The sequence below is a fragment of the Microbacterium sp. A84 genome (assembly GCF_051842815.1).
Taxonomy (GTDB): domain Bacteria; phylum Actinomycetota; class Actinomycetes; order Actinomycetales; family Microbacteriaceae; genus Microbacterium.
This window is the reverse complement of sequence record NZ_JBPXMS010000002.1, coordinates 410,133-422,108: the sequence shown is the minus strand read 5'-3', so window position 1 is coordinate 422,108 and position 11,976 is coordinate 410,133. Positions and strand designations below refer to the sequence as shown.

Annotated in this window: 10 protein-coding genes; 6 read left to right on the top strand and 4 right to left on the bottom strand. The window is 64.6% G+C overall.

Annotation, left to right across the window (positions count from 1 at the left end):
• Positions 1-106: 106 nt before the first annotated feature.
• Positions 107-712, top strand: a complete 606-nt coding sequence (locus ACSU04_RS12335) for a TetR/AcrR family transcriptional regulator (RefSeq protein ID WP_439285192.1) — start codon at positions 107-109, stop codon at positions 710-712.
• Between the two features lie 10 nt (positions 713-722).
• On the opposite strand, the gene ACSU04_RS12330 is transcribed toward ACSU04_RS12335, so the two are convergent.
• The 4 genes from ACSU04_RS12330 to ACSU04_RS12315 are packed head-to-tail and all read right to left on the bottom strand — an operon-like array spanning position 723 to position 6,372.
• Complete coding sequence (locus tag ACSU04_RS12330) at positions 723-1,715, bottom strand: NAD(P)H-dependent flavin oxidoreductase (RefSeq protein WP_439285194.1); 993 nt, start codon at positions 1,713-1,715, stop codon at positions 723-725.
• Positions 1,712-3,913, bottom strand: coding sequence for a 3-hydroxyacyl-CoA dehydrogenase NAD-binding domain-containing protein (locus ACSU04_RS12325; RefSeq protein ID WP_439285196.1), 2,202 nt, complete (start codon positions 3,911-3,913; stop codon positions 1,712-1,714). The genes ACSU04_RS12330 and ACSU04_RS12325 overlap by 4 nt, the downstream gene beginning before the upstream one ends.
• A gap of 22 nt (positions 3,914-3,935) precedes the next feature.
• Positions 3,936-5,144 (bottom strand): acetyl-CoA C-acetyltransferase, encoded by a 1,209-nt coding sequence (locus ACSU04_RS12320; RefSeq protein ID WP_439285197.1) that lies wholly within the window; start codon positions 5,142-5,144, stop codon positions 3,936-3,938.
• Positions 5,145-5,184: 40 nt separating this feature from the next.
• Positions 5,185-6,372, bottom strand: a complete 1,188-nt coding sequence (locus ACSU04_RS12315) for an acyl-CoA dehydrogenase family protein (RefSeq protein ID WP_439285199.1) — start codon at positions 6,370-6,372, stop codon at positions 5,185-5,187.
• Positions 6,373-6,493: 121 nt separating this feature from the next.
• On the opposite strand from ACSU04_RS12315, the gene ACSU04_RS12310 reads away from it, so the two are divergent.
• From ACSU04_RS12310 to ACSU04_RS12290, 5 genes are all read left to right on the top strand, one after another.
• Positions 6,494-7,261, top strand: a complete 768-nt coding sequence (locus ACSU04_RS12310; protein WP_439289711.1) for an SDR family oxidoreductase — start codon at positions 6,494-6,496, stop codon at positions 7,259-7,261.
• Positions 7,258-8,490: an acyl-CoA dehydrogenase family protein gene (locus tag ACSU04_RS12305; RefSeq protein WP_439289710.1), complete on the top strand. Its 1,233-nt coding sequence runs from the start codon at positions 7,258-7,260 to the stop codon at positions 8,488-8,490. The genes ACSU04_RS12310 and ACSU04_RS12305 overlap by 4 nt, the downstream gene beginning before the upstream one ends.
• Positions 8,487-9,560, top strand: coding sequence for a phosphotransferase family protein (locus ACSU04_RS12300; protein ID WP_439285205.1), 1,074 nt, complete (start codon positions 8,487-8,489; stop codon positions 9,558-9,560). Before ACSU04_RS12305 ends, ACSU04_RS12300 begins: the two co-directional genes overlap by 4 nt.
• Positions 9,561-9,911: 351 nt before the next feature.
• Complete coding sequence (locus ACSU04_RS12295; RefSeq protein ID WP_439289709.1) at positions 9,912-10,358, top strand: hypothetical protein; 447 nt, start codon at positions 9,912-9,914, stop codon at positions 10,356-10,358.
• A gap of 110 nt (positions 10,359-10,468) precedes the next feature.
• Positions 10,469-11,971 (top strand): CoA-acylating methylmalonate-semialdehyde dehydrogenase, encoded by a 1,503-nt coding sequence (locus tag ACSU04_RS12290; protein ID WP_439289708.1) that lies wholly within the window; start codon positions 10,469-10,471, stop codon positions 11,969-11,971.
• The last annotated feature ends 5 nt before the right edge of the window (positions 11,972-11,976 follow it).

Genomic DNA, 11,976 nt, shown 5'->3' with positions numbered 1-11,976 from the left:
CATTGAGAAAAAGTTAATCGATATTCACATTAGGGTGATTGGTGTCGAAGGGCAAGAGCTCGGAGAATATTTTCGAATCCTGGTTAGAATGAGCCAGGGAGGCGAGATGATCACGCAGCAGTCGTCGAAGTCGGCACGCACACGTCAGCGCATCCTGGATGCCGCAGCTCAGGTGCTCAGTCGCAAGGGCTACGCCGGTACTCGCCTCACTGATGTCGCCGAGGTCGCAGGTGTCCAAGCGCCCGCAATCTACTACTACTTCGCTTCGCGCGATGAGCTCGTCGAAGAAGTCATGTGGGCAGGCGCTCATCGCGTGCGGGTGCATGTGGAAGAGGTCCTCGCGGCGTTGCCTGATGACGCTGCGCCGCGCGAACGGATCCTCGTCGGAGTCAGCGCGCATCTGCGCTATGAGCTGCAGATCTCCGATTACACGACGGCATCCGTGCGCAACGCGGGACACGTTCCCGAGCATCTGCGGGTACGCCCTGCAGCAGAGGAGGGTGAGTACAGTCGACTCTGGCGCGAACTCTTCCTCGCAGCGCAGGATGTCGGCGAGCTGCGTGAGGGCCTCGACATCAATGTGTTCCGCCTGCTGTTGCTCGGTTCGATGAACTGGGCAGTTGAGTGGTGGAACCCGCGCACGCGATCGCTCGATGACCTCGTACGTGGGGCCCAGGACATGGTCCGCTACGGGACCTTCGCGCAGCCCTGACGGAACGCGCTCAGGCGAACATCCCCAGTCGGTCGGTGAGCACCTGGTGCGCCTGCGCGACCGTGCGACGCACAACTTCCCCCGCGGTCGGGATGTCGCGGATAATGCCCTGCACCTGGCCGACCGTCCAGATCCCGGCATCGAGGTCGCCGTCCTCGAAGACCTTGCGGCCTCGGACGCCGGCGACGAGCGGTTGCACGTCGGGAAACTGCCCGCCGTCGGCCAGGATCTGCACGACCTCGTCGGAGACGGCATTCTTCGCCACGCGGGCAGTGTTGCGAAGGCTGCGGAAGATGAGGTTGGTGTCGAGTTCGGATGCCTCGACGATGCGCTCCTTCACCGCCTGAGCGACCGGCGACTCCACGGTGCTCATGAACCGTGAGCCCATGTTCACTCCGCTCGCGCCGAGCGACAGCGCCGCAGCAAGCCCTCGACCGTCAGCGAAGCCGCCCGAGGCGATGAACGGAATCGTCAGCGCATCGGCTGCCGCAGGAATCAGCACCAAACCTGGCACGTCATCTTCGCCGGGGTGTCCTGCGCACTCGAAGCCATCGATCGATACTGCGGTCACTCCGACCGCCTGCGCCTTGAGCGCGTGGCGCACCGAGGTGCACTTGTGGATGACTCTCACGCCCGCAGCGTTGAAGATCTCCATGTGCGGCTCGGGGCTAGACCCCGCAGTCTCGACGATCGTGATTCCTGCGTCGATGATCGCGCGCCGGTACTCGTCGTAGGGCGGCGGGTTGATCGACGGCATGATCGTGAGATTCACCCCGAACGGCTTGTCGGTGAGCGTGCGTGCCCGTTCGATCTCCTTTACGAGATCCGCCGGGGTCGGCTGGGTGAGTGCTGTGATCATCCCGAGCCCGCCTGCCTCAGACACGGCTGCGGCGAGTTCGGCGCGGCCGACCCACATCATGCCGCCCTGGACGACCGGATGCTCGATACCGAGCACCTCGGTGAACGGGGTGCGCAGGTGCGGCGTCGTGGTTGTCTCACTCATCGGTACTCCTCCCCGACCTCGGCGCGAGCCAACAACGACTCAGGTGGCGTAAAGCGCTCGCCGTAGGTTTCGGCCAGCTCCTTTGCTCGTTCGACGAAGCCGGGCAGTCCGCCCTCATACTGGTTGACGTACTGCAGCACCCCGCCGGTCCAGGCAGGGAACCCGATGCCGTAGATCGAGCCGATGTTCGCGTCGGCGACTGAGGTGAGCACGTTGTTGTCGAGGCAGTCGATCGTGTCGAGGGCCTCGGCGAACAACATCCGCTCCTGCAGATCTAGCAGCGGCAGCTCGGTGCGACCCGAATCGTATTTCTCGCGCAGCCCTGGCCAGATTCCGACCCTGCGACCGTTCTCGTCGTAGTCGTAGAATCCGCCGCCCGACTTGCGGCCAGGCCGCTTCGCGTCATCGACGATCCAGTCCATAATCGCCTCTGACGGATGCTCGACCCATGCACCGCCCTCGGCCTCGACCGCCGTGCGCGTCTCCTGCCGAATCCTCTGCGACAGCGAGATGGTCAGCTCGTCCAACAGCTGCAGGGCACCGGCCGGGTACCCGGCCTGGAGTGCCGCCTGCTCGACGGATGCCGGCTCCACGCCCTCGCCGACAGCGGCGACCGCCTCGGCGATGAACTTTCCGATGACTCGGGAGGTGAAGAAGCCTCGCGAATCGTTGACGACGATCGGAGTCTTACGGATCTGCTGCACGTAATCGAACGTCTTCGCGAGCACCTCGTCGCCGGTGTTCTCGCCGCGGACGATCTCCACGAGCGGCATCTTGTCGACGGGGGAGAAGAAGTGGATGCCGATGAAGTCGCCCCGCCGCGTGATCCCCTCCGAGAGCACCGTGATCGGCAACGTCGAAGTGTTGGAGCCGAGCACGGCATCCGATGCCACGATGTCCTCGATCTCCTGGAACACGCCCTGCTTGACAGGGACGGATTCGAACACCGCCTCGATGACGAAGTCGACGCCGTCGAAGTCGGCTGCATCGCCCGTCGGGTGGATGCGTGCCAGCAGCGCCTCGCTCTTCTCCGGCGTCGTCTTGCCCCGGGCGAGTACCTTCTCTTCGAGCGTGCGGGCGTAGTCCTTGCCCTTTTCTGCGGCCTCGGCGGAGACGTCCTTCAGCACGACCTCGATGCCGGCCTTCGCTGAGACGTAGGCGATTCCTGCGCCCATCATGCCCGCGCCGATGACGCCGAGCTTCTTCGCGGTGTGCTTCGGGAACGGCTCTCCGTTCGCCTGCAGTGGGCGGCTGCCGCCGGAGTTGATCTCCTGCAGATCGAAGAAGAACGCCTTGATCATGTTCTTCGCGACCTGCCCGTGGGTCAGGCTCACCAGGTAGCGCGTCTCGACTTTGGATGCCGTGTCGAAATCAACATATGCACCCTCCACTGCTGCTGCGAGAGCCGCGCGAGGAGCAGGCATCGGTGAACCCTTGAGTTGCTTGCGCAGCAGTGCGGGAAGGGCTGGGAGCAGCGCGGCCACCGAGGGGGAGCTTGGAGCGCCTCCCGGAAGGCGGAAGCCCTTCTCGTCCCACGGCTTCACGGGAGACGGGTTCGCCGCGATCCACGCGCGGGCGCGGGCATCCAGTTCCGCCAACGGTGCGACCTCGTCGATGATTCCCACCGTCAATGCATCCTCAGCGCGGAATCGGGTCGCAGGGAGAATGACGTCCTGCAGAGCTTTTTGCAGACCGAGCATCCGGACCAGACGCGTCACGCCGCCGCCACCGGGCAGCAGGCCGAGCGAGACTTCGGGCACTCCGAACTGAGCGCCCTTGGCATCGGATGCGACGATGCGATGGTGAGTCGCGAGCGCAACTTCGAGTCCGCCGCCGAGTGCCGTGCCCGTGAGGGTGGCGACAACGGGCTTCCCGAGTTGCTCAACCCTGCGCAGCAGCGCCTTCACGTGGTCGATGTGGGCGGTTTCTTCCGCTGCCTTGGCGGGGTCTGCTGCACGGAGCAGATTCAGATCTCCGCCGGCGAACCAGCTCTTCTTCGCCGAGGTGAGGATGGCGCCGGCGATGTCATCACGCTCCATCTCCAAGCGCTCAACCGTCGCCTCGAGCGATGCGACGAAGTGCGGGTTCATGGTGTTGACCGCAGCATCCGGGTCATCCATGGTGATCGTGACGATGCCGTCGGCATCCTTCTCCCAGGCGTAGCCGGTGTATACGCCCGTGTTCTCTGCAGTGTTCATGATTCTCCTCAGACCTTTCGGCTCAGACGCGCTCGATGATGGTGGCGATGCCCATGCCCGCTCCGACGCAGAGTGTTGCGAGGCCGCGCTTGAGATCCCGACGCTCGAGCTCGTCGAGCAGGGTGCCGAGGATCATGGCGCCGGTCGCACCCAGGGGGTGGCCGAAAGCGATCGCGCCGCCGTTGACGTTGACCTTGTCGTCGGGGATGCCGAGATCCTTCTGCCACTTCATGACGACCGCGGCGAAGGCCTCGTTGAGCTCGAACAGGTCGATGTCATCGACCGTGAGCCCTGCACGATCGAGCGCCTTCTGCGTCGCGGGCGTCGGACCGGTCAGCATGATGGTCGGCTCTGAGCCGACGACCGCAGTCGAGATGATGCGGGCGCGCGGTGTCAGACCTGCGGCCTCACCGGCCGAAGCGGATCCGATCAGCATGAGGGCCGCGCCATCCACGATGCCCGAAGAATTTCCTGGCCCGTGCACATGCTCGATGTGTTCGACCGCGTGATACTTCTGCAGTGCCACGGCGTCGAAGCCGCCCTGTGCGCCGACGGCGGCGAAACTCGCCGGAAGCTTTCCGAGCGATTCGACGGTCGACTCGGGGCGACGGTGCTCGTCGGTATCGAGCAACACCACGCCGTTGATATCGCGCACGGGGATGATCGACTTCTCGAAGCGACCCTCCCGCCAGGCGGTCTCGGCGCGCTGCTGTGAACGCTCGGCGAAACCATCGACATCCTCACGGCTGAAACCCTCGAGCGTCGCGATGAGGTCGGCGCCGATGCCCTGCGGCACGAAGTAGTTGTCGTATGCGGTGGTTGGATCCTGCGCGTAGGCGCCGCCGTCCGAACCGATCGGCACGCGTGACATCGACTCGACGCCGCCTGCCAGCACGAGATCCTCGAATCCGGACGCGACCTTCTGCGCCGCGAGGTTCACAGCCTCCAGGCCCGAGGCGCAGAACCGGTTGATCTGCACTCCGGCAACGGTCTCGGGAAGATTCGCCACCAGAGCTGCGGTGCGGGCGATGTCGCCGCCCTGCTCGCCGATCGGCGATACGACACCGAGCACGATGTCATCGATGGCTGCGGCATTCAACCCTGGATTGCGATCGCGGATGGCGTCGATCAACGTCACCACCAGGTCGACCGGCTTGGTGCCGTGCAGCGCCCCGCCCTTGTTCTTACCGCGGGGTGTGCGCACGGCGTCGTAGATATACGCGTCTGTCATGTTCTGCTCCTATGCCTGCTCTGTGCGAGTACGCGGATGACTAAAGCCCGAGGTCCCGGCCGACGATCTCTTTCATGATCTCCGTCGTTCCTCCGTAGATGGTGGTGATGCGCGCATCGAGATAGTCCTGTGCGATGCGGTACTCCTTCATGTACCCGTATCCACCGTGCAGTTGCAGGCAGCGGTTCACGATGTCGACGTACTGCTCGGTGGTCAAGAACTTCGCCGCCGAGGCATCCGCGGCCGTCAGCTCGCCCGCGTTGTGCTGCGTGATCGCCTGGTCGATGTATGCGCGACTGGCGGCCGTCGCCGTCACCATCTCGGCGAGCTCGAAGCGGGTGTTCTGGAACGATCCGATCGGTTTGCCGAATGCGGTGCGCTCCTTCACATAGTCGAGCGTGCGTGCAAGCACGCCTTCGCTGGATGCCACGGCGGCGGATGCGATCGACAAGCGCTCCTGCGGGAGGTTCCTCATCAGCCCGAGGAAACCCGCTCCCTCATCGCCGAGCAGGTTGGCGGCCGGAACTCGTACATCCTCGAAGATGAGTTCGCTCGTGTCCTGTGCGTGTAGTCCTACCTTGTCGAGGTTCTGGCCGCGCGAGAAGCCGGTCATTCCTCGCTCGATCACGAGCAGGCTGAGACCCTTGTGTGGGTCGGGGGAGGTGCGCACCGCGGTGGCGACCAGGTCCGCGTTCTGGCCGTTGGAGATGAAGATCTTCGATCCGTTGACGATGTAGTCGTCACCATCGCGCACGGCGGTGGTGCGGATGCCGCTGAGATCACTGCCGGTACCGGGTTCGGTCATCGCAATCGCGGTGATCAGCTCGCCTCGGGCGATGCCAGGCAGCCAGCGCTGCTTCTGCTCGTCATTCGTGAGATCGGTGAAGTAGGGGATGGTGATGTCGTTCGACAGGGCGATGCCCGCCATTCCGCTGGAGACCGGATTGCCTGCAAGTTCTTCGCCCATGATCGCGTTGAAGCGGAAATCGTCTGTCCCGCCTCCGCCGTGGGCCTCATCGATCGCGAAGCCGAGGATACCGGCATCCGCTGCGGCAGTGAAGAGCCCGCGGTCGACCACGCCTTCGGCATCCCAGCGTTCGATATGCGGTCGGACGTTGCGCTCGACGAAGTCCCGAACGATCTTGCGGAATTCTTCGTGCTCTTCGTCGTACAGGTGTCGTGTCAGCGCCATCGCCGCTCTCTCCTTCTCCGCGTCGTCGCGGGTCACAGTTTTTATTATCCATTCAAAATGGCAAGAGTCAAGCCCGAGGAAATCAATTGGCTATGGGTTGCATTGCGGCAGGAATTTAATGAAAATTAGAGAAAGCCTGACGATCGAAGGAGATCTCATGTCGGATGCCGATGGACTGCTCGCCGGCCGCACAGCGCTGGTCACCGGTGCCAGCCGGGGGATCGGCCTCGCCATCGCGCAGCGTCTGGTCGCCGACGGCGCGTCGGTGTGTGTGACCGCGCGACGCAGTGAGCCGTTGGAAGAGGCCGTCGCGGGCCTAGGCGGACGCGCAATCTGGGTGGCAGGGTCTGCCGACGATCCGGAGCACCGTCGAGAGGTGTTCGAGCGAATCACCGCGGAGTTCGGCCGACTCGACATTCTCGTCAACAACGCTGGAATCAACCCTGTGTACGGGCCGCTCGTCGATCTCGACCTGGATGCGGCGCGCAAAATACTCGAGGTCAACGTGATCGGTACCCTCGCCTGGACGCAGGAGTCGGTGCGCGCGGGGCTCGGTTCGCAGGTGACAGGTGGCGTTGTCGTCAACCTCTCGTCCGTCACCGGTGAGGTGTCATCGCCCGGAATCGGCTGGTACGGAGTGAGCAAGGCGGCGGTGAGTCATCTCACACGCACGCTGTCGGTGGAGCTCGCCCCGCGCATCCGTGTCAATGCGGTGGCACCTGCGGTCGTCAAGACGCGCTTCGCGCGGGCGCTCTATGAAGGACGCGAAGAGGAAGTCGCCTCCGCCTACCCGATGGGCAGACTCGGAGCGCCGGAAGACGTGGCGGATGCTGTCGCGTACCTCTGCTCCGACGGCTCCGCGTGGATCACCGGCCAGGTGCTCAATGTTGACGGCGGACTACTGAACGCAGGAGGAACCGCATGAACGATCTCGTTGCCGTCACCGATCTCATTGCGCGCACGCGCACCTTCATCCGGGAAGTCGTGATCCCTGCGGAGCCCGCATGGGGTGAGACGCTGTCGGATGCAGCGCTGCAGAGGCTGCGCGCCCAGGCGAAGGATGCCGGTGTCTATGCGCCGCACGCACCGAAGGAATATGGCGGTCTCGGGCTGTCCTTGCCGCAGTGGTCGTCGGTGTTCCAGGAGGCGGGCTATTCGCTGATCGGACCTGCGGTGCTGAACTGCATGGCGCCGGACGAGGGCAACATGCGCCTGCTCGAGGTTGTGGGTACCGATGAGCAGAAGGAGCGGTATTTGCGGCCGCTCGTGGGCGGCGGCATCCGCTCCTCCTTCGCGATGACGGAACCGCATCCGGGCGCAGGGTCCGACCCGGATGCCCTCGCGACCGTCGCCGAGCGCGTCGACGGCGGGTGGCGTATCAGCGGGGAGAAGCGCTTCATCTCCGGTGCCGAAGGTGCAGCGTTCGCGATCGTGATGGCGCGCACTGAGGCGACCGGGGATCATTCGGCCGGGGCGACGATGCTGCTCACGCCTTTGAGTGCCGAAGGCGTGCGGATCGGGCCGTCGATTCGCACGATCGAGGCGGCGATCTCCGGCGGGCACCCGCACGTCACCTTTGACCGAGTCTTCGTTCCGGATGCTGATGTGCTCGGGACTCCCGGAGGCGGCTTCCGCTACGCACAGGTGCGGCTGGGGCCGGCCAGGCTCACGCACTGCATGCGGTGGCTGGGGCTGGCCAGGCGTGCGTTCGACATCAGTCTGGATCGCGCGAACTCGCGCTCGCTTTTCGGGTCGCAGCTTGCCGACCTAGGCGTCGCGCAGTCGCTGATCGCCGACAGCGCGATAGACATTGATACCAGCGACGCGATGATCGATCGGGCGGCTCGGGTGCTTGAGGATGATCCGCGCGCGGGCGCGGCGCTGTCGTCGATCGCGAAGGTGTACTGCTCCGAGGCGGTGAACCGCATCATCGATCGCGCCGTGCAGTTGTGTGGAGGTGATGGTGTGAGCTCTGGATTGCCGTTGATCCAGTACCTGAACGAGGTGCGCCCGTTCCGGATCTACGACGGGTCGAGTGAGACCCACCGCTGGGCGATCGCGCGTCGAGCGGCTAAGGCGCGGCAGCGTGACGTGGATGCGGGAGAGCCGCGCCGCGACATCGTGAATCCACGCATCGTCGGGGGCGCGTCGTGATTGACGCCGATCTCGAAGTGGTGCGCACTCGCGAGGAGGCATCGCTGCTGGGGCGACCGCCGTTACTCGTGCTCGATGCGCTGGCTGATCATCTCCGTGAGGTTGGCCTCGGCGATGGGGATCTGCAGTGGTCGAGGATCGGCGACGGGCACTCGAATATCACGTATTTATTGGATGTCGGTGGCCGGAAGTTGGTGCTGCGGCGCGGGCCCCGGCCGCCCCTGCCTCCGTCGACGCACGACATGCTCCGTGAGGCAAGGGTGCAGCGGCTGCTGGGGGCTGCCGGCGTTCCGGTCCCAGAGATCCTGGATGTCTGTGCGGACGAGAGCGTGCTGGGTGTGCCGTTCTATGTCATGGAGCACCTCGATGGGGATGTCGTGACCGATCGGATGCCGCCGGCTCTCGATGATGCAGAGGGTCGGCGCGCGCTGCCGTTCGCTGCCGTCGACACACTCGCCGGGTTGCATGCGCTCGATGTGAGCACGGAAGGGTTGTCGACGCTCGGTCGTCCCGATGGTTATCTGCGTCGGCAGGTGGAGAGGTTCGCCTCGCTGTGGCCGAACGTGTCACGGCGGACTTTGCCAGAGGTCGATCGGCTGGCCGACTGGTTGCTGGCGAACCTCCCTGTATCGGCGCGTGCGTCGGTAGTGCACGGTGATTATCGGATCGGCAACCTCATGTATCGCAGGGAGGGTCCCGCATCCGTGCACGCAATCCTGGACTGGGAGATGGCGACGCTCGGCGATCCGCTCGCTGACCTCGGCTATCTCGTGGCGACCTATGCGGAGGCGGATGCCGTGCCGACGCCGCTGGAGCTGACAACCGTGACGCGAGGTGAGGGATACCCGCGGCGCGCGGACCTGATCGAGCGCTACGTCGAGCGCACCGGAGCGGACGTCTCGGCACTTGCCTGGTACGAGGTGCTCGCACTGTGGAAGGCCGCGGTGTTCTGTGAGGCGATCTACACGCGCTGGCTCGACGGCGAGCGGCCTGGCGACACGTTCGCCCCGACGCTGGCGCAAGGTGTCCCCGTGCTGCTGGCTCAGGCTGCGGCTCGCGCCGCAGCCTGAGCGCCGTTCGACAAGCGCAAATGGCTCGGTCTGACCGTCGGATGCAACCATTTGCGCCTGTTGAACCTCATCGCTGTGCAAAAGGAAAGATCCCCGCCGACCCGATTCGGCGGGGATCTTCTCATCCGGGAGCTGAGCTCACCGTGGCGCGGAAGGCGTCTGAGTTACCCGATCCGGTCTGAGATTCTCCCGCGCACAAGCAGTTGTACGTGCCGAAGGTGACTGGGTGGTGAACGGAGTCGGAACAGGTGGATGCGACTTCTTCTGCACCGATCTGACTTCGCGGCGAGTTGTCCACAATGCCCGGAATCTCACGGAGGGCCTTCTCTTAAATCGGTCATCATCGTGGGCATGACTGAAACAACCAACCCCCTCAAGAGTCGGGTACTTGACCGCGATGATGACCTGCGTGACGTGCTGGAAGTGCTGCTGCAGCGCGCGAACAGGCGGCAGATGTGGCTGATGTTCATGGATGATCGCGGATGCCTCGGCGACCCGCTCATGCCCATGGCCGACTACCCCGATGACCCGAGCAACGTGGTGGAGATCGATGATCTCGGCCAGGTGACCGAGGCGCACGTGCTCATGCATCGCGCGGGCATGCTGCGGGAGATGACCGGCAACGCCAGCGTGGTCCTCGCGTGGGAGCGGGGCGGTTCGAGCGCCGTCTCGAAGGATGATCGAGCCTGGGCGCAGGCGATGGCTGAATCGGCGCAGAAGCTCGACATCCCGCTGCGCGCGCAGTTCATCGTGCATTCGCGAGGGGTGCGCCAGCTCCATCCCGACGACTACCTCTGAGTCCTGGTCAGCGGCGAGCACAAGCGAAATGCAAGGGCACCCTAGTAAATCTCAGGATGCCAGAGTAATCTGGTCATCGTGCCAACGACGGCACGAAGGGACATCGCATAATGACTCGTACCATCCCCCATTTCGTAGGCGGATCGCTCCTCACCCCGGATGCCGGACGCTTCAGTGACGTGTTCGACCCGAGCACGGGAGCCGTACAGGCACGTGTACCGCTCGCCTCGGCCGACGACGTTCGTCGAGTGATCGACGATGCCGAGGCCGCGCAACCCGCGTGGGCCGCGACGAATCCGCAGAAGCGCGCTCGTGTGCTGCTGCGTTTCCTTGATCTCGTGCATCGTGACATGGATTCGCTGGCACGTCTGCTCTCCAGCGAGCATGGCAAGACTTTCGACGATGCGAAGGGCGACATTCAGCGCGGGCTGGAAGTCATCGAATTCTCCGCGGGCGCCCCGCATCTACTGAAGGGGGAGTTCGCCACTGGCGCGGGCACCGGCATCGACGTCTACTCGATGCGCCAGCCGCTCGGCGTCGTCGCCGGGATCACTCCATTCAACTTCCCGGCGATGATCCCGTTGTGGAAGGCAGGTCCCGCGCTCGCCGCAGGCAACTCCTTCATCCTCAAGCCGAGCGAACGCGACCCCTCCGTGCCGGTGCGGCTCGCAGAACTCTTCCACGAAGCGGGTCTGCCGGCCGGTGTCTTCAACGTCGTCCACGGCGATAAGGAAGCGGTCGACACGCTGCTCACCGATCCGCGCATCCAGGCGGTGGGCTTTGTCGGCTCGACTCCGATCGCCGAGTACATCTACTCCACTGCTGCTGCGCACGGCAAACGCGCGCAGTGCTTCGGCGGAGCGAAGAACCACATGGTCGTGATGCCGGATGCCGACCTCGACCAGGTTGCCGATGCGCTCATCGGCGCAGGATACGGTTCTGCGGGAGAGCGTTGCATGGCGATTTCCGTCGCGGTCCCGGTCGGCGAAGAGACGGCAGACGCGCTGGCGGCGAAGCTCGCCGAACGAGTGGCAGAGCTGAGGGTCGGGCCCTCGCTTGCCGAGGGTGTCGACTATGGCCCGCTCGTCGCGCGCTCGGCGGTCGAACGCGTCGAGGGCTATATCCAGCAGGGCGTCGACGAGGGTGCGACGCTGCTGGCTGACGGCCGAGGCTTCACCGTGCCCGGTCATGAGGCGGGCTTCTATCTCGGCCCGACGCTGTTCGATCACGTCACGACCGACATGGCGATCTACCGCGAAGAGGTGTTCGGTCCGGTGCTCGTGATCGCACGCGCCGCGGATTACGAGCAGGCGCTGGCCATGGCATCCGATCATGAGTTCGGCAACGGCGTCTCGATCTTCACTCGCGACGGCGACGCCGCCCGTGACTTCACCGCACGCGTCAACGTCGGCATGGTCGGTGTCAACGTGCCGATTCCCGTGCCGATCGCCTACTTCAGCTTCGGAGGATGGAAGAAGTCAGGGTTCGGCGATCTGAATCAGCACGGCACCGATGCCTTCCGCTTCTACACGAAAACCAAGACCGTGACGAGCAGATGGCTCTCGGACACCGTTCGTGAAGGTGCCAGCTTCGTCATCCCCACGATGAGCTGAGGAGC

Excerpts from the sequence above, each read along its gene's own strand:
- ACSU04_RS12290 (WP_439289708.1), top strand. The coding sequence starts at position 10,469 with ATGACTCGTACCATCCCCCATTTCGTAGGCGGATCGCTCCTCACCCCG.
- ACSU04_RS12335 (WP_439285192.1), top strand. The coding sequence starts at position 107 with ATGATCACGCAGCAGTCGTCGAAGTCGGCACGCACACGTCAGCGCATC.
- ACSU04_RS12330 (WP_439285194.1), bottom strand. The coding sequence starts at position 1,715 with ATGAGTGAGACAACCACGACGCCGCACCTGCGCACCCCGTTCACCGAG.
- ACSU04_RS12310 (WP_439289711.1), top strand. The coding sequence starts at position 6,494 with ATGTCGGATGCCGATGGACTGCTCGCCGGCCGCACAGCGCTGGTCACC.
- ACSU04_RS12295 (WP_439289709.1), top strand. The coding sequence starts at position 9,912 with ATGACTGAAACAACCAACCCCCTCAAGAGTCGGGTACTTGACCGCGAT.
- ACSU04_RS12325 (WP_439285196.1), bottom strand. The coding sequence starts at position 3,913 with ATGAACACTGCAGAGAACACGGGCGTATACACCGGCTACGCCTGGGAG.
- ACSU04_RS12305 (WP_439289710.1), top strand. The coding sequence starts at position 7,258 with ATGAACGATCTCGTTGCCGTCACCGATCTCATTGCGCGCACGCGCACC.
- ACSU04_RS12320 (WP_439285197.1), bottom strand. The coding sequence starts at position 5,144 with ATGACAGACGCGTATATCTACGACGCCGTGCGCACACCCCGCGGTAAG.